Consider the following 24,189-nt stretch of genomic DNA (forward strand, 5'->3'; position numbering starts at 1 on the left):
TTCTTGGCCTACAGGCCGAGCAACATCCGCTGCGGATTCTCGAGCTGGTTCTTGATGTCGACGAGGAACAGCACCGCGTCCTTGCCGTCGATGATGCGGTGATCGTAGGAGATCGCAACGTACATCATCGGCGCGGCGACGACCTGGCCGTTTTCGACGATCGCGCGTTCCTTGATCGCGTGCATGCCGAGGATCGCGCTCTGCGGCGGATTGACGATCGGCGTCGAGAACAGCGAACCGAACGTACCGCCGTTGGTGATCGTGAACGTGCCGCCCTGCAGGTCTTCGAGGGTGAGGCCGCCTTCGCGCGCTTTCTTCGCGTAGGAGGCTATTGCCTTCTCGACGTCGGCGAAGCCCATGTTTTGCGCATCGCGCAGCACCGGCGTGACCAGGCCCTTGTCGGTGGAGACGGCGACGGAGATGTCCTGGTAGCCGTGATAGATGACGTCGTTGCCGTCGACCGAAGCGTTGACGATCGGATGGCGCTTGAGCGCCTCGGCGGCGGCCTTGACGAAGAAGCTCATGAAGCCGAGCTTGATGCCGTTGGCCTTCTCGAACTGCTCGCCGAGTTCCTTGCGCATCGCGCTGACTTTGGCGAGGTTGATCTCGTTGAACGAGGTCAGCATCGCAATCGAGTTCTTCGACTGCATCAGGCGCTCGGCGATCTTTGCGCGCATGCGCGTCATCGGCACGCGCTCTTCCGCGCGCGGGCCCGCCGGCGCGCGCGCCGCGGCGGCCGGTGCAGCCGGTGCCGGGGCGGACTTGCTGCCGCTGTTGATGTAGTTGACCAAGTCTTCCTTGGTCACCGCGCCGCCGCGGCCGGTGCCGGCGACTTGCGACGGATCGATCTGGTTCTCGGTCGCGACGCGACGGCCGGCCGGGGAGAGCGCATCGACGCCAGCCGCCGCCGGAGCGGGGCTCGCCGCTGCGGGGGCCGGAGCCGGGGCCGACTTCGCGGCCGGCGCAGGCGCCGCAGCCGGAGCCGCCGCTGCGGCCGCGCCTTCTTCGAGGATCGCGAGCACTTGCTGGCTCGTCACCGTCGCGCCCGTGTCGAACTTGATTTCCTTGAGCACGCCGTCAGCCGGCGCCGGTACTTCGAGCACCACCTTGTCGGTTTCGAGATCGACGAGGTTCTCGTCGCGCTTGACCGCGTCGCCGGGCTTCTTGTGCCAGCTCGCGATCGTGGCGTCGGCGACGGATTCGGGCAGTACCGGAACTTTGACTTCAATCGGCATGAGGTGTCCTTGGAAAAAAAGAATTCTTTTGTACGGATAAAAGCGGATCGGATCGGATGAGAGCGGATCGGGCCGGTCAATTCAAGAGCCGCTTCCGCCGTTCTCAACTCCTGTCCGTGCCGATCCGCTGCAGATGCTTTCGTTGCCGCTTCAATCCGCCGAGTAATCGTCGCCCGGCGCCTTGACCAGCGCGTCCTCGACGAGTTTGGCCTGCTCGGCGATGTGCGTGTTCAAGTGTCCGCAAGCCGGAGCGGGCGAGCGCATGCGACCGGCGTAGTGCAAGGTGTGTTCGTCGGCGATGCAGGCGGCCAGATGGTGCTTGATCTGATACCACGCGCCCTGGTTCTGCGGCTCTTCCTGGCACCAGACGACTTCCTTCACGCCCGGATACTTGGCGAGTTCGGCCTGGACCTGCGGGCGCGGGAACGGATAAAGCTGCTCGACGCGCACGATCGCGACGTCGGTGAGCTTGCGCTTGGCCGCTTCCTGGACGAGATCGTAATAGACCTTGCCCGAGCACAGCACGACGCGCTTGACCTTCTTCGCGTCGCCGGCGGTGGAATCCGGAATGACCAACTGGAAGCTGCCGTCGCTGAGGTCGGACAGGCTCGACGTCGCGAGCGGATGGCGCAGCAACGACTTCGGCGTCATCACCACGAGCGGCTTGCGCACGTCGCGGACCATCTGCCGGCGCAGCAGATGGAACATCTGCGCGGGCGTGGTCGGCACGCACACCTGCATGTTCTCGAGTGCGCACAACTGCAGATAGCGTTCAAGACGCGCCGAGGAATGCTCGGGGCCCTGGCCCTCGTAGCCGTGCGGCAGCAGCAGAACGAGACCCGAGAAGCGCGACCATTTCGCCTCGCCCGAAGAAATGAACTGGTCGACGACGACCTGGGCGCCGTTGGCGAAATCGCCGAACTGGCCTTCCCAGAGCACCAGCGTGCGCGGCTCGGAGGTGGAATAGCCGTACTCGAACGCCATCACCGCTTCTTCGCTGAGCAGCGAATCGACCACGGCGACCGTCGCGTCTTCGCGCACCTTGGTCAGCATGGTCACATCGCGTCCGCTGTTCTGGTCGTGCAGCACCGCGTGGCGGTGCGAGAACGTGCCGCGGCCGACGTCCTGGCCGACCAGGCGCAGGTCGTAGCCTTCGTCGATCAGGGTCGCATAGGCGAGATTCTCGGCGAAGCCCCAGTCCATCGGCTGCGCGCCGGCGGCCATCTTGTTGCGCGCCTCGTAGACCTTGGCGACCTGGGCCTGCAGGGTGAAATCTTTCGGCACGCCGAGGATTTTCGCGTTGAGCGCGGCGAGCTTGTCCTTGGCGACGCCGGTGACGACCTGCTGATCGAGCTGGGCGTTGAGATGGCGCGTCCAATCAATCGCGAAAGCGTCCTTAAAGCTCGGGTCGAGACTGGCGATCGGCTGGCCGGCTTCCAGCTTGGCGCGATAGTTGTCGACCAGTTGCTGTGCATCGCCGCCGGCGATCGTGCCGGCGCCTTCGAGCTGCTTGGCATAGATCTCACGCGCCGGTGGGCGCGCCTTGATGATCTTGTACATCAGCGGTTGCGTGGCCGACGGCTCATCGGCCTCGTTGTGGCCGTGGCGGCGGTAGCAGACGAGATCGATGACGACGTCGCGCTTGAACTTGGCGCGGTAGTCGTAGGCGAGGCGGGTGATGAACAACACCGCTTCCGGGTCGTCGCCGTTCACGTGGAACACCGGTGCGTTGACCATCTTGGCGACGTCGGTGCAGTACAGCGTCGAGCGCGAATCGTGCGGATTCGAGGTGGTGAAACCGACCTGGTTGTTGATCACGATGTGGATCGTGCCGCCGACGCCGAAACCGCGCGTCTGCGACATGTTGAACAGTTCCATGTTGACGCCCTGGCCGGCAAAGGCGGCGTCGCCGTGGATCAGTACGGGCAGGACCTGGTCGTGGTTCGCGTCGCTGCGATGGATCTGGCGCGCACGCACCGAGCCGGCGACGACCGGGTTGACGATCTCCAGGTGCGACGGGTTGAACGCGAGCACGACATGGATGGTCTTGTCGCCGCTCTTCACGTCGGCGGAGAAGCCCATGTGGTACTTCACGTCGCCCGAGTGCGCGGGGTTGTCGTCGTGGTCGAACTTCTGCTCGAACTCGTCGAACAGCTTCTGCGGCGCCTTGCCGAGAATATTGACGAGGACGTTGAGGCGGCCGCGGTGGGCCATGCCGATGACGAGATCCTTCAGGCCGCTGGCCGCGCCGCGCTTGAGCAGCTCGCCGACCATCGGGATCAGGCTGTCGCCGCCTTCGAGCGAGAAACGCTTCTGGCCGACATATTTAGTATGCAGATAGCGCTCAAGGCCGTCGGCCTGGACGAGGTGTTCGAGCAGTTTCTTCTTTTCGTCCGTGCTCAGCGAGTAGTCGCCGCCGGCGCTCTCGAACTGCTGGTGCACCCAGCGGCGCTCGTCGGCATCGCGGATGTGCATGAATTCGGCGCCGATGCTGCCGGCGTAGGTCTTTTTCAGGCGCTCGACCAGTTCGCCGAGCTTGAGCTTCGGCGGGCCGCCCAGGAAGCCCGTGTTGAATTCGGTATTCATGTCCACGGCGGTCAGGCCGTGCCAGGCCGGATCGAGGTCGGGCGCGCCGGGGCGCGGCAGCAGACCGATCTCTTCGAGGTCGGCCACCGGATAGGTGCCTTCCATATTGAGCGGATCGAGCTTGGCGGCGAGGTGGCCGCGCGAACGGTAGGCGGTGACCAGGCGCGAGACGCCGGTCTGCTTCTGGCTGACCGCGTCGGTCAGGTTGCCGGCGGCGAGTAGTACCGCGCGGCCGTTGATCTTCTGCGCCTGCTCGATGCGCACGACCGCGTCGCCGTGCGGCTGGTCGCCGGCCTCGCGGCCCTTGAACGTATCGAAGTATTTCTTCCACTCGGGAGCGACCGAGGAAGGGTCGCGCAAATAACTGTCGTACAGATCCTCGATAAAGGCGGCGTTGCCGCCGGAGAGTTGCGAGGACTCGGAGAATTCCTGAAGGAGATTGGCGCTCACGCTGGCATACCGACTATGGGGGCGGGCGCGACGGTACCCTTTGACACCGGCCAAGCAGGCAGCCGATCGCGGGCCGCGAATTATACGCTGAACATGCGGCGATTTGGCAGCAATTCAATGCGATTTGCACTGTGGTCGGCCCGAGTTCAGTCCGGAAAGCAAGTTCTGTGAGTATCGAAGTGCCGCCCGCATCGGCGATGCGCAATGGTCACGCGCGGTCTTGAATCGTGAAGGATTCTTCATCACGCAACGCGAAACGCAGCTTGGCGGCACGCCGCCCGCGTCGCAGCGATGCCGGTCGCGCAATCGATTGCCGACGAGAAAGTCCGTGGAGAAGAGAATGATCTTGCTTTCGCGCGAATGCGCCTTCCGGTAGCGTGCGCCGGCGCGAAGCGTGCGAACTCCCGCGGGCCTCCGCTACAATGCGCCCATACCACAGAGGCAGAAAGTCGCGCGCAGGCGCGGCTTGACGAAACGCGAGTAAGAACATGCGGGTATTGGTCAGCAATGACGATGGCGTAGAGGCACCGGGTATCGCGGTGCTTGCGGAAACCCTGTCTGCGGCCGGCGAGGTCATCGTCGTCGCACCGGACCGAGACCGTTCGGGCGCGAGCAATTCGTTGACGCTCGATCAGCCGATCCGCGTCACCCAGCTCGACGAGCGCCGCTACCGCGTCGCCGGCACGCCGACCGACTGCGTACATCTCGCGCTCTGCGGCATGCTCGACAAAGACCCGGACATCGTCGTCTCGGGCATCAACAATTCCTGCAATCTCGGCGACGACGTGATCTATTCGGGCACGGTGTCGGCGGCGATGGAGGGGCGCTTCCTCGGCTTGCCCGCGATCGCCGTCTCGCTCGTCACGAGCGAGGGCAGCGGCCACCATTTCGCGAGTGCGGCGCAGGCGGCGCTCGCGATCATGCGCCGTCTCGTCGTCGATCCGCTGCCGGCCGACACGATTCTCAACGTCAACGTGCCCGACCTGCCGTGGCACGAACTGCGCGGGTTCGCCGTCACCCGGCTCGGCAAGCGCCACCGTTCGGCGCCGTGCATCAAGCAGATCGACCCGCGCGGACGTCCGTTGTGGTGGATCGGGCCGGCGGGCGAGGTCGACGACGACGGTCCCGGTACGGATTTCCACGCGGTGCGCGACGGCTATATCTCGATCACGCCGATTCACGTCGATCTGACGCGCTTCCAGGCCCTGGAAAAGGTATCCAGCTGGGTGACGTCGATGTCGCTGGAACTGGACTCCGCTGCGTGACGATGGCGCAGCGTTTGCCTCCGGAGGCGCGCGGCCTGGGCATGACCAGCCAACGCGCCCGCGATCGCCTGATCGAGCGCCTCAAGGCCCAGGGCATCGCCGACCGGCGCGTGCTCGACGTCATGCGCAACCTGCCCAGGCACCTGTTCATCGAGGAAGCGCTGGCCTCGCGCGCCTATGAGGACACCGCACTGCCGATCGGTCAGGCACAGACGATCTCGCAGCCTTACGTGGTCGCGCGGATGACCGCGGCGCTGATCGAGCACGGCGTGCCGAAACGCGTGCTCGAAATCGGCACGGGCTCGGGCTACCAGGCCGCAGTGCTCGCCGCCCTGGTCGAGACAGTGCATACCGTCGAACGCATCGACGAGCTGCTGCGCAATGCGCGCCGGCGTTTCCGCAAGCTCGGCATCGACAACATCCGCTCGAAACATGCCGACGGCAAACTCGGCTGGGCCGAGCACGCTCCGTACGACGCGATCATGCTGACCGCGGCCGACGATGCATTGCCGCCCGAACTGTTCGACCAGCTCGCGCCCGACGGTGTCCTCGTCGCGCCGGTCGGCAAACCCGGCGTGCAGAAATTGTTGCGCTATCGCCTGGTCGAGAAAGAAGAGGGCGCGATGTGGGTCGGCGAATCGCTCGGCGACGTCAGTTTCGTGCCGCTGCTCGGCGGGTTGGTGTAAGAGCCGGGATTGGAGATTGGAGATTCGTGATTCGGGAAAGCCGATGGCTGGATTTTCCCCGAGTCCCGAATCTCGAATCCCGAATCCCTGAAATACTTTGAAACTGTTCAAGCCGATCTACGAGAAAACCCTGAAGTGGGCCCTGCATCCTCTCGCCGAGCGCTATCTGGCCGCGGTGAGCTTCGTCGAAGCCTTCATCGTGCCGACGATGCCCGAGATCATGCTCGCGCCGATGACGCTGGCGCAGCCGCAGAAGTGGGCGCGCTACGCGACCGTGAGCCTGATTTTCTCCACGCTCGGTTCGATCATCGGCTATCTGATGGGGCACTACGGCTTCGAGCTTGCGCGCCCGCTGCTCGACAAGCTCGGCTGGCTGCCAACGATGCAGACGTATATGGACAAGATGCGCGGGCTCGGCTCGTGGGAGCTGTTCTGGCTGCTCGTCGGCGGCGGCTTCCTGCCGATACCGATGAAGATCATCGCCTGGACGTCAGGCATCGTCGGCGTGCCGCTGCCGGCGTTTCTCGCCGCGATGGTGGTCGGTCGCGGCAAGCGCGTCTATCTGCTTTGCGGAATGATCCGCCTCGGCGGCGAGAAGGCTGAGCAGGCATTGCACAACTGGATCGAATGGATCGGCTGGGGACTGGTTGCCTTGGCCGTCCTTGCTGTGGTGTATTTCAAGTTTCTGCACAACTGATGGCCGCAAGCGCACGCGCCCGGCCGCGACGCAAACGATGAAGTCGATCTTCGGCAAATTCCGTTCTTCGAGTTCGATGGCGGCGCTGGTGGTCTGCGCCGTGTGGCTGGCGGGCTGCGCCTCCGATCCGGCCGACGTCGAGGATCGCTCGATCGGCGAATCGCCATCGCTGCAGTCGCCGCCGCAGCCGCGCCCGAAGCCGTTGCCGCCCGGCGGCAGCTACCGCGTGGTCAAGGGCGACACCTTGTACTCGATCGCATTCAAGCGTGGGCTCGACTACCGCGACGTGGCGGCATGGAACGGCATCTCTGCGCCGGAGTACAAGATTCTCGTCGGCCAGGAAATCCGCTTCAGCCCGCCCGGAGCACAGCCCGCTGCCGTGGCCGCGCGTCCCGTCGTTGCGTCCGCCGCACCCGTCGCCGCCGCATCCGCACCGGCGCCGGCTTCCGCGCCGCCGCCGGCAGCGCCGAAGAACACCGGCATGTTCGAGGACGTTCCGAACGAGCCTGCGCCTGCTGCGCATTCCGCCCAGGTCGCTGTGGCTGCACCGCCGGCGACGCCACCGCCGTCAGCGCCTGCGGCATCCACACCCCCGGCCGTGCCAGTGCCGCCAGCCGTTGCACCGGCGGCAGCGGCAAAGCCTTCGCCCGAGCCGGTGCCGCCGCCGACGAAGCCGATCAGCGATTCCGCCACGGCCAGTTCCGGCGGTATCACCTGGCGCTGGCCGAACGGCGGCAAGGTGATCGGCACGTTTGTGGCCGGCGACCAGACCAAGCAGGGCGTCGACATCGCCGGCGCGGCCGGCGATCCGGTGATCGCATCGGCGGACGGCGAAGTCGTCTACAGCGGCAACGGCCTGCTCGGCTACGGCGAGCTGATCATCGTCAAGCACAACACGAACTTTCTCTCGGCGTACGGCCACAATCGCAAGCGCCTCGTCGTCGAAGGCGACAAAGTGCGCGCCGGTCAGCAGATCGCCGAGATGGGTTCGAGCGCGAGTTCGCGCGACGAACTGCATTTCGAAATCCGCAAGAACGGCAAGCCGGTGAATCCGCTCGACTATCTGCCATCACGATAAAGCAAAGTGTTTGACACGGATTGACACCTATCGACACGGATAAGAGCCGATAAGGTGAAATGCTCCGTCGATTGTTGCTCTGTCCGTGCACATCCGTGCTGATCCGTGTCTAAAAAATCTTTGGCTCTTTATCTTTCAGGTTCTATGCTAGACCAATGAATGCGGATCAACGTGCCGACGATATCGAATCGGAGGAACTGCTCGAACTGATCCACGCGATCGAACCGCAGCAGGATGACGAGGCGCGCGATTCGACCAGTGCCTATCTCAACGAAATCGGTTTGATTCCGCTGCTCGACGCCAACGACGAACAGCGTCTCGCCGTGCGCGTGGCCGAAGGCGATGCCGATGCGCGGCGGCGCATGATCGAGGCGAATCTGCGCCTCGTCGTTTCGGTCGCGCGCGGTTACGTCGGCCGCGGCGTGCCGCTGCTCGATCTGATCGCCGAAGGCAATCTCGGTCTCATTCGTGCGGTGGAGAAGTTCGACGCTTCGCGCCGCCTGCGCTTTTCGACCTACGCGACGTGGTGGATCCGCGACGGCGTGCAGCGTGCGCTCATGAGCCAGGGCCGCACCGTGCGCCTGCCGGTGCACGTGTTGCGCGAATTTGCCCAGGTGCTGCGCGCGCGCCGCCAGCTCACCCACGAACTCGGCCGCATGCCGAGCATCGACGAACTCGCGCGCAGTCTCGGCAAACCGGGCGGCGACGTGGCCGGCCTGTTCACCCTGACCGACCGTATTTCCTCGCTCGACGCACCGCTGTCGGCGAGCGACGACCGCGCATTGATCGAACAGCTCGTCGTCGACGACGCGGACACGCTGATGACGCGCGCCGCTGGCGACCAACGCAGCTCGCGCATCGAGCATTGCCTCGAACAGTTGCCCGAGCGCCAGCGCCTCGTGCTGCAGCGGCGCTACGGTCTCAACGATCACGCCACCCAGTCGCTGGCCGAGATCGCGGCGGAACTCGGCTTGACGCGCGAGCGCGTGCGGCAGATTCAGAGCGAGGCTCTGGTCCGGCTGCGCAGCCTGGTCGAAAGCGAAACCGCGGATCGCACGGAGCGGAACTGATACGCGGTCGTCGCGCGTTTATTTCTGTGCAGACGGAAATGGCAGCGAGGAATTGGAAAGCGCATCGTGTGCGGCAATCGTTTCCGCTTCGGCGGACTGCGCATGCACCGGCTCCGGCGCGCCTTGCAGCAACCGCTTCTTCGCCGCCCACTGTGCCGCTTCGTCCATCGCTTCGAGCGCATTGAATTCGCCGGCGACGAGCGCGGCGATCGGCGCACCGTCGCGATAGAGGACGCGAGCGCCGGCCAGATTCGGCACGCGCGTGCCGGCGATCAAATGCCCGACCTGGTTGAGCGGGTCGGCGCCACAGACACTGACAAGGCTTCCGTCGCGCGGCTTATTGCGGATCGCGCGCAGCGGCGCGATCGCTTCGGGCAGGGCGAACTGTTCGCCGGTCAGTCCGGCGATGAAACGGCCGCCGCGGATTTCGCCGCGCGCTTCGAGACGATGGCAGACGCGCAGCATCTCGCGCCAGGGCGGCAGCCACGACGCCTCACGCGCGACTAGGCGCCAGCAGATCAGGCCATAGCGTTTGAGCAGAGTGCGCACGATCTGTTCGACGCTTTCCGCATCCTGCTTCTGCGCACCGGATGGCTTCGCGGCTTTGGCGACGGAGCCGTCCGCTGCCAATCCAACACCGGAAACATCTTCCCGAATCCCGAATCCCGAATCTCGAATCCCAGCTTTGCGCAGCAGCGACCAGCGTCCCGCGTCGGCGATGCCGAGCAGGGCCGTGCGGCGTCCGCGGCGGCGCGACGGCGACGGCCGCTTCGATGTCGGCACGAGCAGCGCACGTAGGCCGGCGAAGCTGTCGGAATTGATCAGGCCCGCGGCGACCAGTTCGGCGAGTGCGTCTTCGAGTTCGCTGTGCAGCAATCGCGTCGCCGTCGCGAGTTCGTCGAAGAACGAAGCGCCATGTTCGCGCAACGAGTCGGCCACGGCTTGCGCACGTGAGGACAAGCCAGGCTGCGCGCTTTGTGTGGAGGCGCCGAGCGCATTCCAGAGCGCTAGGTTGCGTCGTTGCAGCAACACGATCGGCGTTGCGCGCACCGGACCGGAGGCCGTGCGTGGTCGCGAAGAAGAGCCGTTGTCCGTGCGCGCGACCGCCGCGGAATTTCCCGAGGCGGCGGAGGTGACCGAAGCGCGGCGGTCTCCTTCACCCCACCACTCGCTCCGCGAGTGGTCCCCCCCTCTCCCGTTTGGCGGGAGAGGGGCATCGGCAGACGGCCTTCGGCCGCTATTTCTCAGCCGCGTCCAGACGATGCGGCCGGACAGGCACAGATCGTCGAGCCAGGAAATTTCGTAGCCGCCGATGCGCGCCGGAAGAATCTCGTTTTCCCAGGCCGCTGCCGGCGCCTCGAAGCCTTCGAGCTGCGCGAGTATGCCGGCGAGCGCATCGGGACCGCTCACTTGCGTGCCCGGTGCCGCACGCTGCCATTCGAACAGGAAGCGCATGTAGTCGCGCGGTTCGACCGGCTCGATCTCGCGGCGCAGGCGGTTGACGGTGTAGCGGTGAATGCGCGCGAGCAGATGGCGCTCGCACCATTCGGTACCGGTTGCCAATCCATCCGCAACAGCCTCACCATCGCCGGCGGGGCTTTTCACATAGGCATCGGAAGTGAAGTGGCCTTGCATGACGAAGCCCTGGCGTTCGAGCGTAAGCAGGGCGAGGTCGATGTCGGCCTGCGCCACGCCGAGGGATCCGGCGAGGTCGCCGGCGCGCACGGGGCCGAGCCCGGTCAGGCGCGAGCGCACGATTTCAACCAGAGCCTCTTCACGCGCCCACTCGACCGCCGCATATTCTTCGGGCACGACGAGTGCGGGCTCACAGCGCAGTTCGGGGAAAATCGCGGCGAACTGCGGCAGGCGTTCGGTGGGAATGCAGATGTTTTGCGTTTGCTCGTCATTCCGGCGAAAGCCGGAATCCAGAGTCTCTTCTTTCCTCTTCAAAGGTGCTGAGTCCCAGCTTTCGTCGGGATGATGAGCAAGAGTGTCTGATACGACGGTCGTTGCTCTTTGTTGTGCAATCAACTGATCGAACATTTCACGCCATGATGCGTTATTGCGCATCTCTGCGACGGTGACAAAGCCGAGTCCCATCAGGGCCTCGTGCAATTCGTCGGGATTGCGCGCTTCCGGCCATGCTTCCTCGCGCACGGATGCAATCGCCGCAGCATCGAGACGGGCGAAATCGTCGGTCGTCTCGATATCGCCCCAGCGCCGGTTCTGCACGGCCTGGGTGCGGCGTTCTTCGAGCGGCGCGTCGTCGAGAAAAGCGTACGGCCGCGCGGTGAGGATTTCCGCGGCAAGCGGTGAAGGCGCGGTCAGGTCTCTCGCGACGATGTGGATTTCGCCGCTTTCGAGCATTTTCAGCAGACGCAGCAGCGCATCGACGTCCATCGCTTCGTGCAGGCAGTCGTGCAGGGTCTGCGCGACGAGCGGGTGATCGGGAATCTGGCGTTCGCCGACGATGTTCTCGAGGCACGCGACCTGATCGGGGAACACCGTCGCGAGCAGGTCTTCGGACTTCATGCGCTGCAATTGCGGCGCGACCTTGGTGCCGCCAGCGAAGCGCGGCAGGGCGAGCGCAGTGACCGCATTCCAGCGCCAGCGCAGGCCGAACATCGGCGCGTCGAGCAGGGCCTGGACCAAAATATGCTCAGCCGTGTTCGAGTGCAGGTAGCGCGACACTTCGATAAGCGGAAAACTGTGGCTGGTCGACAGTGACAACACGATTGCGTCTTCGGTCGCGGCCGCCTGCAGCTCGAAGTTGAAGGTGCGGCAGAAGCGTTTGCGCAGGGCGAGGCCCCAAGCGCGGTTCATGCGGCTGCCGAACGGCGAGTGGATCACGAGTTGGGTGCCGCCGGATTCGTCGAAGAAACGTTCCATGGCGAGTTGGGTCTGCGTCGGCAGCAGGCCGAGCGCGGCTTGCGTCGCGCCGAGGTAGTCCACGATCTGGCGCGCGGCGGATTCGTTCAGGCCGATCTGCTCGCGCAGCCAGCGCTCAGCGGTGTCGGCGCCGAATTCGAGCTGAGCGGAGACTTCTTCGCGCAGCCGCGACACGGCAAACGAAAGCTCGTCGCTACGTCCCGGCGCTTCGCCGAGCCAGAACGGCAGCGTCGGCGGCGCGCCTTTGGCGTCTTCGACGCGCATGCGGCCGCGCTCGACGCGCAAGACGCGATACGAGGTGTTGCCGAGCTGGAAGATGTCGCCGGCCATACTCTCGACCGCGAAATCCTCGTGCACCGTGCCGATGCGCGAGCCCTGCGGTTCGAGCACGACTTCGTAGTCGGCGGTGTCGGGAATCGCGCCGCCCGAGGTCAGCGCGGTCAGCCGTGCGCCGCGTCGTGCGCGCAGCACGCCGTTGACCGCATCGCGATGCAGATAGGCCGAGCGCGGGCCGCGGCGCGTCGTGTAGCCCTCGGCAAGCATGCGCAGAATGTCGCGGTACGCATCGAGGGTCAGATCGGCGAACGGGTAGGCGTTGCGGATTGTGTCGAACAGTTCCTGCTCGCTCCATTCGCGGCAGGCGACTTCGGCGACGATCTGCTGGGCGAGCACGTCGCGCGCATCGCGCTCGACGTGCAGGGTGTCGAGCTCACTGCGGCGCACGGTGTCGAGCAGGGCCGTGCATTCGATCAGATCGTCGCGCGACAGCGGGAACAGGCGCGCCTTCGGCGTGCCGTCGACGGAGTGATTGGCGCGGCCGACGCGCTGGAGAAAGGTCGAGATCGAGCGCGGCGAAGCGATCTGGCAGACCAGGTCGACGTCGCCGATATCGATGCCGAGTTCGAGCGACGCGGTGGCGACGAGCGCGCGCAATTCGCCGCGCTTGAGCCGCTGCTCCGCAGCGAGGCGCTGTTCGCGCGCGAGGCTGCCGTGGTGCGAAGTCACCGCTTCTTTGCCGAGCAGATCGGACAGGTGTTTGGCGAGGCGTTCGGCCATGCGCCGCGTGTTGACGAAGATCAGCGTGGTCTTGTGCGCCTGGATCAGCTCGGCGAGGCGCTGGTAAAGCGTCATCCAGACATCGCCCGACATCACCGCGCTCAGCGGCGCGGGCGGCAGTTCGAGGGCGAGATCGCGTTCGCGCACGTAGCCGACGTCGATGATTTCGCACATATCTTCAGCGGCTTCTCCGGCTGCGGTCGACGTGCGGAACATCTCTGGTGAGGGGAGAGCGTTGCCGTTCTTTACCGCATACTCGGATTGCAAGGCTTCTCCCTTATCCGCCTTCGGCACCTTCTCCCAGAGGGAGAAGGGAGGCGAAGAGCCGACGAGGAATTTCGCAACTTCGGATATCGGCTTTTGCGTCGCTGACAGGCCGATGCGCGTGAGCTTGCGCCCGCACAACGCGTCGAGACGTTCGAGTGAGAGCGCCAGATGCGCGCCGCGCTTGGACGGGGCGAGCGCATGGATTTCGTCGACGATCACGCTGTGCGTGGTCGCCAGCATGGCACGGCCGGAGTCGGAGCCGAGCAGGATATAGAGCGATTCGGGTGTGGTCACGACGATATGCGGCGCACGCCGCTTCATCGCTGCGCGTTCCGCCTGCGGCGTGTCGCCGGTGCGCACGACCGCGCGAATTTCAACGTCGGGGAAACCCTGCGCCGCGAGTTCCGCGCGGATGCCCTCGATCGGCGCCTGCAGGTTGATCTGCACGTCGTTCGAGAGAGCCTTGAGCGGGGATACGTAGATGATGCGCGTTTCGTCGGCGAGCGCGCCGTCGACGCCGAGACGCACGAGTTCGTCGATCGCGGCGAGGAAGGCGGCAAGCGTCTTGCCCGAGCCGGTCGGCGCTGCGATCAGGGTATGCCGCCCCGACTGGATCGCCGGCCACGCGCGCGTCTGCGCGGGCGTCGGCGCGGGAAACGCCGCGGCAAACCACGCGGCGACGGCGGGATGGAAATTCTTGAGCGCCATGGGGAGATTATGCGCCGGCTTGCGCGCAGACTCATTCATGGTGGCAGAAGCCGGCCGGATCAATGGAATTCGCAGCTGCAGCACGGAAAATCTCGCAATGACATGCCGGCGGACGCGGGCGGGTTTTCGCTGGCCGAACCTTGGCCCGATTCAGGACGGACCGGGGAATTCGGGCCTTCGGCCGCGCCTCTGCACGATCGGGGAAGCGAGTAAAGGCTGGCGCGAAAGCCCAATCCCGGAGATGATTCGTGGTCATCGTCTCGGGAGGTGAGATTCAAAATGAGCAACGATTCGACGAATTCGCAGCCGGCGGCCACCGCCGCGCCGCGCCAGTTGACCGTACGCGCGGTGGTGTTGAGTGTGATTCTCGCCGCGATCCTCGCGGCGGCGAACGCCTACCTCGGTCTGTTCGCGGGCCTGACGATCGCGACGGCGATTCCGGCCGCGGTCATGTCGATGGCGGTCCTGCGCGTGCTCGGCGGCGGCACGATCCTCGAGAACAACATCGTGCAGACCGGCGCCTCGGCGGCGACGTCGATCGCGGCCGGCGTCGTGTTCACGATCCCAGCGCTCGTGATCCTCGGTTACTGGCATGACTTCAAATATTCCTGGGTCATGGCGATCGCCGGTCTCGGTGGCCTGCTCGGCGTCTTGTTCTCGGTGCCCCTGCGGCGCTCGATGATCGTCGAAGACCCGCTCGTTTTCCCTGAGGGCAAAGCAGCCGCGGAAGTGCTCAAGGCCGGCGAAAATCCGGGCCCCGGCGTGAAGATTCTTGCGTTCTCCGGTGTCCTCGGCGCGGTCGTAAAACTCGCCGCGGCGAGCGGTCTGCGCCTGATCCCCGACTCGGCCGCGGCGGCCGGGTTCTTCGGCAAATTTCTCGCTTATGTTGGTACCAATCTGTCGCCGGCGCTGCTCGGCGTCGGCTACATCGTCGGCCTCAACGTCGGCATCGTCGTGCTCTCGGGCAGCATTCTTTCTTGGCATATCGCCATTCCGATCTACAACGCCTTTTTCATCGACAGCGACCCGGCATTGGCGGCGCGCGTGGCCGGACAGAGTGCAGCCGACGTCGGCTTCATGATCTGGTCGGCGAAGATTCGCTATCTCGGCGTCGGCGCCATGCTGATCGGCGGCGTGTGGACGCTGTTTTCGCTGCGCAAGTCGCTGCTGTCGGGTATCCGCAGTGGCCTCGCCGCGGCGCGCAAGGGCAGCGGCGAAGTGGTCGTCGAGACCGATCGCGACCTGCCGATGAAATGGATGCTCATCGCCCTGGTTCTGTTCGTGCTGCCGCTGGCCGGCTTGTATCAGGCGATCGTCGGCAACTGGTTCGTCAGCGTGCCGATGACGATCATCATGATCGTCGCGGGCTTCCTGTTCGTGTCGGTGTCGGCGTATCTCGCCGGCCTCGTCGGCTCGTCCAACAATCCGGTGTCGGGCATCACCATATCGACGATCCTGTTCGCTTCCCTCGTGCTGATCCTGCTGCTCGGTCGCGATTCGCCGATCGGCGCCGTCGCTGCGATCATGATCGGCGCGGTGGTCTGCTGCGCGGCCGCCGTCGGCGGCGACAATATGCAGGACTTGAAGGCCGGCTACATCGTCGGCGCGACGCCGTGGAAGCAGCAGCTCATGATCGGCATCGGCGCGTTCTGCTGCGCGCTCGTGATGGCACCCGTGCTCAACTTGCTCGCCGCGGCCTATGGCATCGGCGCGCCGACGCCGGAGCATCCGAACTCGCTCGCGGCACCGCAGGCGACCCTGATGGCATCGGTGGCCAAAGGTATGTTCGGCGGCGAACTGCCGTGGAATTTCATCGCGATCGGCGCCGTCGTCGGCGCGCTGACGATCGTGCTCGACCAGTGGCTGAAGAACCGCGGCTCGCATTTCCGCGTGCCGTGTCTCGGCGCTGCGATCGGCATCTATCTACCGTTGGAATTGATGCTGCCGATTTTCCTCGGCGGTCTTTTGTCGCACTTCGTCGAGCGCAGGCACGGCGTGAATCCGCACAACGAGGAGGAGCGCGACCGCGTGCATCGCCCGGGCACGCTGTTCTCGGCCGGCCTGATCACCGGAGAGGCGTTGACCGGTATCATCATTGCGATTCCGATCGTGGTCTCCGGCCGTGCCGACGTGCTGGCCCTGCCGGCCAGCCTGCAGTTCGGTCAAATCGTCGGCCTGATCGTGCTCGCAATCGTCGCTTGGCTGCTCTATCGCACCAGCGTGCGCTCGCAACAGTGAAAAAATCGGCGTAATGTGTCAACGTGAATCCGCTTCGTTGCGTTGCAGCAGTGTTTTTACGCAGATGTCCGCGCAGGTGCCTGAGGACTGCTGAGATCGGGTCTTGCGGGGATTCAATTTTGCGATTGAAAATTTGTTAGAAAAGCATTTATTGGTCAGCTAGTTAGCAAATCTTGAGACGATCCAAAACCCACTTGTGTCTGACTCGATTCTGAATGGTTAAGGTTTGGGCTAGAGTCAGACGCTTGAATTTGCTACTATGCCGGCGCTCGCGTTGCCGCTGACTAACGTTTTATTAACGCGAAGCACGCATCAGAATTTGGTGTGGAGTGATGTTACACATGCGTGCCGCACACGGGGTTTGGCGGACGCCCAAGAAAAACCATGCAAAGGAGACTCCGAATGAAACGTAATACCTTGTTTGCTGCACTCGCCCTTGCCCTGGGCGGTGTCGGCGCAGTCGGCACGGCGCAAGCCCAGGACTTCGGTACCTGGTACATCGCCCCGCGTCTCGGCGCAGTCGTTCCGGACAGCGAGCGCACCACGAAGGTGTCGGGCTTCGGTGGTATCGGCGTCGGCGTTTGGGTGAATCCGAACTTCGCGGTCGATTTCGAATACGGCATCAACAATGCCGATTTCAAGAACAGCTCGCCGCGCGCGACCCACCAGTGGGAAAGCGTGCAGCTTGACGTCGCCGCTCGCTGGTTCTTCGGCGACATCGGTGCCGGCTGGCGTCCGTACGTGGTCGGCGCCGTTGGCGCGATGCGTCACAAAGCCTTCTCGGGCGCGCTGCTGCAGGCTCAGGGCATGTCGGACGCCGGTGGTTGGGATCCGATGGCTCTGTTGGGCGTCGGTATCCAGTACAGCCTGTCTGATCGCCTCGCGTTCCGCGGCGAAGTCGCGGCTCGTTACGACCACGACAACAACTCGCTCAACAACACGCTCGCGCAGACCCCGGGTATCTGGAACAACAACACTCCGTTCAAGAAGAAGAGCGGTTTCGTTGACGGTCTCGTCACGGTCGGCCTGACCTACAGCTTCGGTGGCGCCCCGGCTGCTCCGCCGCCGCCGCCGCCGCCGCCGGTTGCTCCGCCGCCGCCGCCGCCGCCACCGGCTGCTCCGCCGCCGAAGATCGACCTGAAGGGTGTAGAGTTCAAGTTCGACCATCCGCGTCCGGGTGAGAAGCTCGTTCCTGCGCTGAAGGCGCCGACTGCCGCTTCGGTTCAGATTCTCGACGAAGCCGTGGACACGCTGAAGCGCAATCCGGAAGTGAGGGTCGAAGTTGACGGTCACACCGATGGCGTCGGTACCGAGACTTACAACCAGAAGCTGTCGGAGCGTCGCGCTAAGGGTGTGTACGACTACCTGATCTCGCACGGCGTCTCGGAAAGCCAGATCAATGGCTACAAGGGCTTTGGTAAGGATCGTCCGATCGATACCAACGACACCGCGGAAGGTCGTCAGCGCAACCGTCGCGTGGAACTCAGTCAGTAACTGAGTTAGTTCAAGCAGCACGAGAAAGCCCGGCGCAAGCCGGGCTTTTTCTTTGGCGTTCCCAGCAACAATCCATAGCCTGAAATTCAGCGGCGGCCATCCAGATTCGCATGCATCAATGAAATCCCTGCAACCTCGATACGGCGTTGCCCGCGTTCTGAGCAAGCTCGGTTTCTGCTCGCGCAGCCAAGCCGAGGCACTCGTGCGCGCAGGGCGCGTGAGCGTGAGCGGGCGCGTCGTGCGCGATCCGGAAGCGCCTGCTCGGCTTACCGGCGACAGCATCGCGGTCGATGGAGCGGAGATCTCCGCGAGCGAGAAGATCTATCTCGCATTGAACAAGCCGCGCGGCTATGTGACTACGGCGAGCGACGAGCGCGGCCGGCAGACGGTATACGAGTTATTGAAGAACGAGCCGCGAGCGAATTCTGCGTGGCTGGCGCCGGTCGGCCGGCTCGACAAGGCCAGCGAGGGCCTGCTGCTGTTCACCAACGACAGCGCCTGGGCCGCGCGCCTGACCGATCCGGCCTCGCATCTCGACAAGACCTATCACGTGCAGATCGACACGCTCGCCGACACGGTCTTGCTGGCGCGGCTGCATGAGGGCGTCGTCGATGCCGGCGAAACGCTTGCGTTGAAATCGGTGCGCGAACTGCGCCGCGGCGAAAAGAATTCCTGGCTCGAAATCGTGCTCGACGAAGGGCGCAATCGCCAGATTCGTCGCGTGCTCGCGGCATTCGACATAGACGTACTGCGCCTAGTACGCGTCGCGATCGGCCCGATCGTGCTCGGTGATCTTGGCAAAGGTGAAGCGCGATCGCTGACGCAGCACGAGCTGACCCAAGTCACGCGAATGTTTGAAAGAACGAAAGCGCCGGACTCGGGTTTGCACGAATTAAAGTAGTGCCAGAGCGGATGCAGCAATCCCCGATTTGCTCCATCCGCTTTGATCCGTGTTCTTGGCTCTTCATCCGTGTAAGTCGGCGTTCGACGCTTCTGATTCTCGCGAAACCTTAGATCACGCCCAGTTGCTTGCCGACCTTGATGAACGCCGCGACCACGCGATCGATCTGCTCGTGCGTATGCGCCGCGCTCATCTGGGTGCGGATGCGCGCTTGGCCCTGCGGCACCACGGGATAGAAAAATCCGATCACGTAGATGCCTTCGTCGAGCAGTTGCTTCGCGAATTCCTGCGCGAGCTTGGCGTCGCCGAGCATGACCGGCGCGATCGGGTGCGTGCCGGGGCGAATATCGAAACCCGCTTCGCCCATGCGCTTGCGGAAATACAGCGCGTTGTCGTTGACCTTGTCGCGCAGCGCGGTGCTCGACGAGAGCATTTCGAACACCTTGATCGATGCAGCCACGAGCGGCGGCGGCAGCGTGTTCGAGAACAAGTACGGGCGCGAGCGCTGGCGCAGCAGATCGATGATTTCCTTCCTGCCGGTGGTGAATCCGCCCGAGCCGCCGCCGAGCGCCTTGCCGAGCGTCGAGGTGAACACGTCGACCTTGTCCATGACGCCGTGCAATTCGGCCGAGCCGCGCCCGGTCGGGCCGACGAAGCCGGTCGCATGCGAATCGTCGACCATGAGCAACGCGTTGTATTTCTCCTTGAGGCGCACGATCTCGTCGAGCTTGGCGATGTAACCGTCCATCGAGAACACGCCGTCGGTTGCGATCAGGCGCGTGCGCTTGCCTTGCGTTTCGGCGAGATGCTTTTCGAGCTCGGCCATGTCGCCGTTCGCATAGCGGCGACGCTCGGCCTTGCACAGGCGGATACCGTCGATGATCGAGGCGTGGTTGAGCGCATCGGAAATCACCGCGTCCTCTTCGCCGAGAATCGTCTCGAACAAGCCGCCGTTCGCATCGAAGCACGAGGTATACAAAATCGTGTCTTCCGTACCGAAGAACTTCGCGATCGTCGCTTCGAGTTGCTTGTGAAGATCCTGCGTGCCGCAGATGAAGCGCACGCTCGCGAGGCCGAATCCGTGCGTATCGAGCGCATCCTTCGCGGCCTGGATGATCTCGGCGTTGTCGGCGAGGCCGAGATAGTTGTTCGCGCAGAAATTCAACACTTCGCGCCCGTCGGTGGTTTTGATCGATGCGGACTGCGGCGTGGCGATCACGCGTTCGGTTTTGTACAGACCCGCTTCGCGGATCGATTCGAGTTCTTGATTCAGGCGGTTCTGCGCGGCGTAGGTCATGGCGGCGTCCTGCGGAAAACGCCATTGTCCGCGATTCGGGCGCACAAGGAAATTCGTTCGGAACTATGCGCAGCGTCTCCCGCTGCTGAATCGAGCCCGTTCGCTACGGTACGGTTTGTGCGAACTGTCCCGCGGGATATTTCGGCGCACCTTCGTACGCGGCGCGCAATACGAGATGCCAGCCGCGTTCGCTGAGCCTGCGTTGCGCGAGCAGCGAGGCCTCGCCACCGATCAGCACGGTCTTGTCGGCAGCTTTGAACTCCGGGCGCGTGAAGAATTCGTCGATGTCGGCGGTCCAACTCAGATAGTCGACCGGCAGCGGCAGCAGCAATTTGCCGTCGCGCGCGACATAGACGAGCGCCGCGCCCGCGATCACCAGCTTGCCTCCGCGCGCGGTCGGCCAGTGCTTGCGGATTTGCGACAGCGCGTCGACGAGATAGCGTCCTTCGATCTCGCTGCGTGTCGCCGTGCCGAGTTCGAGCAGCTCGTTGCAGCCGGCGGTCGGCGAGAGCGCGACGAGAGAATCGGCAAACTGCGTACGCGTGGTGTCGCTGAAGCCGCCGCGTTTGAGAAACTGGCGGATGCCGAACTCGTCGCTGCACACCGAGCCGAGTTGCTTTTCGTTGCGCTCGCGGACTTGTTCGGGCGTATGGCTCAGCACGAACTCGTTGATGAGGCCGGAGTCGGCGATGATGTCGCCGGCCGTGCCGTCGATTTCGCCGAGCGCCTGGCCGGCGGAAAAATTGCCCCAGACGGCGGCCCAGGCCAGCGAGTTCAGGCGCTCGACGATGTACGGATTCGACGTGTTCGGATCGAAGCCGAGATGCTTGGCGATCTCGTTCCGCGCCGAGCTGTATTTGAGATAGCGCTTGACCTCTCGTCCCGCGTCGCGTCCCGCGCGCGCATACCAGGCCTTGCTTTCCTTTTGCGGCGGTTCCTCCGGCGCGGCGGGAATGCCTTGCCTCTCGTCGGCATCAAGGACGGGCGCATCGACGCCGACATAGACGGCATCGTCAGCCGGCGCCGTGGCGGCGGCATTTGCGCGCGCCGCGGCGTCGGCTGGCACGTCGCGCCCCGCGGTCATCGGACCGTCCGGAGCGCGGAACGGATCGCCCTTGTTCTCGAAGATGCGCGCCGAGCGGTCGCTGACCGTCTGCGCGCGATTCGCCCACAGATCGATCTGCTTCTTGAAGTAGCGCACGACACCCATCGGCAGGCCGACGATCGAATCGACCGGATGGCGAATGACCTTGAGCACGGTGGCGCCGGTCTTGCGTCCGCGTTCGGCGAGCGCGTGCGCGAACGCGCCGCTGCGCGTAGCGCGTTCGAGCGCTTCGATCGCCGGAATCTCGCCGACGCGGATCGCAAGCATCTGCGCGCTGTCGGCGTACAGCGGGCCGTACGGCGTCGTGATGGAGAAGCGTGCCATATAGCCGCCGATCTGGGCTTTCGGATCGACGCGGAAATTCGGTCCGCTCAGCAGCGCGGGCTCGGCGATCGCGGCGGCGTCGAGCGCGGGCTCCGCTTCATAACCGCATTCGCGCACGCAGGCCGGCGCGTCGCGCGCAATGGCGGGACGCGCCAGCAGCGCGAAGACAGCGAACAAGCAGGGAACGATTTTCACGAGATCGGCAATGAGGCGGGGCGCGAGATAAATTCCCGCCATGCGCCCGGCCCGCAGACGTTCCGGCCGCGGCCGGAACGTCGACTCATGCTCGAAAAGATCGCGGCACGTGCGCCGCGTTCAATTCCACGAACAGACGACCTTGCCGCACTGGCCCGCGTCCATCAGATCGAAGCCGCGCTGGAAGTCGTCGATGTGGATCTGGTGGGTGAGCACTTTCTGCAGCGGGAATCCGGTCAGCAGCATCTGCGTCATCTTGTACCAGGTCTCGTACATGCGCCGGCCGTAGATGCCGTGCAGGACCAGACCCTTGAAGATGACCTTGTCCCAGTTGATGCCGGCGCCGTTCGGCATGATGCCGAGCATGGCGATCTTGCCGCCGTGGTACATGCAGTCGAGCATGTCGCCGAACGCCTTCGGATTGCCCGACATTTCCATGCCGACGTCGAAGCCTTCCATGTGCAGGTCGGCCATGACGTCTTTGAGCGATTGCTTGGAGACGTTGACCACGCGCGTCGCGCCCATGTCGGCTGCGAGCTTGAGGCGGTAGTCGTTGACGTCGGTGACGACGACGTTGCGCGCGCCGATGTGCTTGGCAATGCCGGCGGCGATGATGCCGATCGGCCCGGCGCCGGTGATGAGCACGTCTTCGCCGATCAGGTCGAATTCGAGCGCGCAATGCGCGGCGTTGCCGTAGGGATCGAAGAACGCGGCGAGCTCGGACGGAATCTGGTCGGGCACGGGCCAGAGGTTCGACGACGGCATCGCGATGTATTCGGCGAACGCGCCGTTGCGGTTCACCCCGATGCCGATCGTGTGCGGACACAGATGCTGCTTGCCCGCGCGGCAGTTGCGGCAGACGCCGCAGACGATGTGGCCTTCGGCGGAGACGCGCTGGCCGACCGTATAGCCGCGCACGCCGGGGCCCATGTCGACAATGCGGCCGACGAATTCGTGGCCGATGACGAGGCCCGGCTTAATCGTGCGCTGCGACCATTCGTCCCATTTGTAGATGTGCAGATCGGTGCCGCAGATCGCAGTCTTTTCCAGTTTGATCAGCACTTCGTTCGGCCCGATCTCGGGCAGCGGCACCTGTTCCATCCAGATGCCTTTGCCCGCTTCGCGCTTGACCAGCGCTTTCATCATCGCTTGCGACATGGAGGTTGTCCTTGTGGAGATATGCAATTATAGCCGCGAGCCGTGAACGGCTTCTGCTTTCCGTCCGCCCCTCTGATTCGTGCTGCCTTTGACATCCGCGACCGACCAGCGCCCGTTGGCGATTTTTCTGATGGGGCCGACCGCTTCGGGCAAGACGGCGCTGGCCCTGCGTCTGGCCGAGCGGTTTCGCGTCGAGTTGATCAGCGTCGATTCGGCCCTGGTCTATCGCGGCATGGATATCGGCACGGCCAAGCCCGATACGGCGACGCTCGCGCGTTATCCGCACCGTCTCGTCGACATCCGCGATCCGCGCGACGCCTACTCGGCCGCGGAATTCCGTGCCGATGCGCTGCACGAGATGGCGGCAATCTCGGCGTCGGGAAACGTGCCGCTGTTGGTCGGCGGCACCGGCTTGTACTTTCGTTCGCTGCAGTACGGTTTGTCGGATCTGCCCGAGGCGAACACCGAACTGCGCGAGCGCCTGAGCGCCGAAGCGCGGACGCTCGGTTGGACGGCCCTGCATGCGCGCCTTGCCGAACTCGATCCCGCGGCCGCGCAACGCATCCGGACGGGTGACACGCAGCGCATTCAGCGCGCGCTCGAAGTGATCGCGTTGACCGGCAGGCCGCTGTCGGAACAACAGGGCGGGGCACGTGAGCGTTTTCCGTGGCGCGTGCTCAAGCTGACCCTGATGCCCGCAGACCGCGCCTTGCTGCATGCGCGGATCGCGGAACGGCTCGATCTGATGTTTGCCGAGGGCTTCGTCGACGAGGTGCGCGGCCTTCGCGCCCGCGGCGATCTGCATGCGGATCTGGCCTCGATGCGCGCGGTCGGCTATCGCCAGGTCTGGCAGCACCTCGACGGCGAGTTCGATCTCGTCGAATGCCGCGAACGCGCGATCCATGCCACGCGCCAGCTCGCCAAACGGCAGATCACCTGGTTCCGCGCCGACCGCGACGCGCTGGCGATCGATCCGTTCGAACAGCGCTACATTGCCCAGGCCGAGCGCGCCGCCGCAGATTTTCTGCTTTTTTAACTGCGGCCGGTCGGCTTGCAAATTTCTTCGCTTTTTGCGACGGAAGAGACGGAAAGTCCTATCCGGAATTGTTAAAAAACGATACAATTTGCGCATCTTGAGCCGAGGCGCCGCGACCACTATTTCTTTGGACGCTCCTTTTATCGGTTCGCACAAGTTGGTAAGAAGGCAAGGAGAAAAAGAATGTCCAAAGGTCAGTCGTTGCAAGATCCGTTTCTGAATGCCTTGCGCCGTGAGCGCGTTCCGGTCTCGATCTATCTGGTCAATGGCATCAAGCTGCAGGGAACGGTTGAATCGTTCGACCAGTTTGTCGTGCTTCTGCGCAATACCGTGAGCCAGATGGTCTACAAACACGCCATCTCGACGATCGTGCCGAGCCGCAACGTGCGCATCGGCACCGAGGGCGGCCACGCCGGCGCCGCGGCCGAAGCGGAAACCGCGGAAGGGTAAATTC

16 protein-coding genes are annotated in these 24,189 nt (G+C 64.4%); 10 read left to right on the plus strand and 6 right to left on the minus strand.

From position 1 onward, the window contains the following. Positions 1-8 precede the first annotated feature (8 nt). Together odhB and FFS30_RS15225 are read right to left on the minus strand one after the other, a co-directional pair. Positions 9-1,235 carry a 2-oxoglutarate dehydrogenase complex dihydrolipoyllysine-residue succinyltransferase gene (gene odhB / locus FFS30_RS15220; protein WP_137914005.1) on the minus strand — a complete coding sequence of 409 codons (1,227 nt, stop codon included), beginning with the start codon at positions 1,233-1,235 and terminating at the stop codon, positions 9-11. 150 nt (positions 1,236-1,385) lie between these two features. Continuing rightward, positions 1,386-4,271, minus strand: a complete 2,886-nt coding sequence (locus FFS30_RS15225; protein WP_137914006.1) for a 2-oxoglutarate dehydrogenase E1 component — start codon at positions 4,269-4,271, stop codon at positions 1,386-1,388. A 488-nt stretch (positions 4,272-4,759) separates the two neighbouring features. Here FFS30_RS15225 and surE point away from each other — a divergent pair, with 488 nt between their 5' ends. The 5 genes from surE to FFS30_RS15250 all read left to right on the plus strand — a co-directional run bounded on the left by surE (position 4,760) and on the right by FFS30_RS15250 (position 9,067). Continuing rightward, entirely contained in the window at positions 4,760-5,536 is a 777-nt protein-coding gene (gene surE / locus FFS30_RS15230) for a 5'/3'-nucleotidase SurE (RefSeq protein WP_137914007.1), read from the plus strand. A 41-nt stretch (positions 5,537-5,577) separates the two neighbouring features. Continuing rightward, positions 5,578-6,222, plus strand: coding sequence for a protein-L-isoaspartate(D-aspartate) O-methyltransferase (locus FFS30_RS15235; RefSeq protein WP_249352492.1), 645 nt, complete (start codon positions 5,578-5,580; stop codon positions 6,220-6,222). A gap of 97 nt (positions 6,223-6,319) precedes the next feature. Beyond that, complete coding sequence (locus FFS30_RS15240; protein WP_137914009.1) at positions 6,320-6,919, plus strand: YqaA family protein; 600 nt, start codon at positions 6,320-6,322, stop codon at positions 6,917-6,919. A gap of 37 nt (positions 6,920-6,956) precedes the next feature. Further along, the gene (locus FFS30_RS24440; protein ID WP_283235218.1) at positions 6,957-7,997 is read left to right on the plus strand and encodes a peptidoglycan DD-metalloendopeptidase family protein; all 1,041 of its coding nucleotides are present in this window, start codon (positions 6,957-6,959) and stop codon (positions 7,995-7,997) included. A gap of 155 nt (positions 7,998-8,152) precedes the next feature. After that, complete coding sequence (locus tag FFS30_RS15250) at positions 8,153-9,067, plus strand: sigma-70 family RNA polymerase sigma factor (RefSeq protein ID WP_137914010.1); 915 nt, start codon at positions 8,153-8,155, stop codon at positions 9,065-9,067. Positions 9,068-9,085: 18 nt separating this feature from the next. Here the strand turns inward: FFS30_RS15250 and FFS30_RS24270 are convergent, their stop codons facing one another. Beyond that, a complete protein-coding gene (locus FFS30_RS24270) occupies positions 9,086-14,026 on the minus strand; it encodes a DEAD/DEAH box helicase (protein ID WP_343182331.1) in 4,941 nt (1,646 codons plus the stop codon). A gap of 240 nt (positions 14,027-14,266) precedes the next feature. Here FFS30_RS24270 and FFS30_RS15265 point away from each other — a divergent pair, with 240 nt between their 5' ends. The 3 genes from FFS30_RS15265 to FFS30_RS15275 all read left to right on the plus strand — a co-directional run bounded on the left by FFS30_RS15265 (position 14,267) and on the right by FFS30_RS15275 (position 18,620). Next, entirely contained in the window at positions 14,267-16,225 is a 1,959-nt protein-coding gene (locus FFS30_RS15265; RefSeq protein WP_137914011.1) for an oligopeptide transporter, OPT family, read from the plus strand. A gap of 402 nt (positions 16,226-16,627) precedes the next feature. Further along, positions 16,628-17,719, plus strand: coding sequence for an OmpA family protein (locus FFS30_RS15270; RefSeq protein ID WP_171014647.1), 1,092 nt, complete (start codon positions 16,628-16,630; stop codon positions 17,717-17,719). Positions 17,720-17,837: 118 nt separating this feature from the next. Then, a complete protein-coding gene (locus FFS30_RS15275; RefSeq protein WP_137914013.1) occupies positions 17,838-18,620 on the plus strand; it encodes a pseudouridine synthase in 783 nt (260 codons plus the stop codon). A 109-nt stretch (positions 18,621-18,729) separates the two neighbouring features. Here the strand turns inward: FFS30_RS15275 and kbl are convergent, their stop codons facing one another. The 3 genes from kbl to tdh all read right to left on the minus strand — a co-directional run bounded on the left by kbl (position 18,730) and on the right by tdh (position 22,684). Further along, entirely contained in the window at positions 18,730-19,917 is a 1,188-nt protein-coding gene (gene kbl, locus FFS30_RS15280) for a glycine C-acetyltransferase (RefSeq protein WP_137914014.1), read from the minus strand. 103 nt (positions 19,918-20,020) lie between these two features. Beyond that, positions 20,021-21,541, minus strand: coding sequence for a hypothetical protein (locus FFS30_RS15285; RefSeq protein ID WP_137914015.1), 1,521 nt, complete (start codon positions 21,539-21,541; stop codon positions 20,021-20,023). A gap of 120 nt (positions 21,542-21,661) precedes the next feature. Further along, positions 21,662-22,684: an L-threonine 3-dehydrogenase gene (tdh, locus tag FFS30_RS15290; protein ID WP_137914079.1), complete on the minus strand. Its 1,023-nt coding sequence runs from the start codon at positions 22,682-22,684 to the stop codon at positions 21,662-21,664. A 145-nt stretch (positions 22,685-22,829) separates the two neighbouring features. Between tdh and miaA the strand changes: the two genes are divergently transcribed. After that, positions 22,830-23,735 carry a tRNA (adenosine(37)-N6)-dimethylallyltransferase MiaA gene (miaA, locus tag FFS30_RS15295; RefSeq protein WP_137914080.1) on the plus strand — a complete coding sequence of 302 codons (906 nt, stop codon included), beginning with the start codon at positions 22,830-22,832 and terminating at the stop codon, positions 23,733-23,735. Positions 23,736-23,918: 183 nt separating this feature from the next. Continuing rightward, on the plus strand, positions 23,919-24,185 hold the full coding sequence (hfq, locus tag FFS30_RS15300) for an RNA chaperone Hfq (RefSeq protein WP_137914016.1): 267 nt from the start codon (positions 23,919-23,921) through the stop codon (positions 24,183-24,185). Positions 24,186-24,189: the final 4 nt, after the last annotated feature.

This window comes from Rudaea sp. 3F27F6 (assembly GCF_005503555.1).
Classification (GTDB): Bacteria; Pseudomonadota; Gammaproteobacteria; order Xanthomonadales; family Rhodanobacteraceae; genus Rudaea.